Annotated in this window: 1 pseudogene; it reads right to left on the bottom strand. The window is 66.3% G+C overall.

What is annotated here, in order from left to right:
* Positions 1–504: pseudogene (locus AC6CH3_RS23425) on the bottom strand (pyruvate dehydrogenase (acetyl-transferring), homodimeric type); the annotation flags it as partial.

Here is a 504-nt window from a genome sequence, read left to right on the forward strand (position 1 = left end):
ACCGGCGGCGGTGAAGGCTGCCACTGCGCCGGCTTCGTTGATGCCGGGGTGGATCAGCTGGCCCTGCGCGGATTCCTTGTAGGCCAGGACGAGGTCCCGGTCCACGGACAGGTAGTTCTGGCCCTTGGGGTTGTAGATCTTGGCCGTGGGGAAGAACGCGTCCATGCCGAACGTGCGGGCCTCATCCGGGATGATCGGCGCGATGTGCTTGCCGAAGTTCTTGTCCCGCATCAGGTCCTTGAGCAGCCGGACAAAGGCCATGGTGGTCGCGGCCTGCTGCTTGCCCGAACCGCGCTTGGCGACCTCGTAGGTTTTCGGGTCCGGCAGCGAGATGTCGGAGTGCTTGGACCGGCGCTCCGGCACGGCACCGCCCAGGGCGGCGCGGCGTTCCATCATGTACCTGATTTCCGGCGCATCCGTGCCCGGGTGGAAGTACGGCGGCTGGTACGGGTCCTTCTCGAGCTGTTCGTCCGTGACGGGGATCCGCAGGTGGTCGCGGAACTT

The sequence above is a fragment of the Arthrobacter sp. GQ119 genome (genome assembly GCF_059759125.1).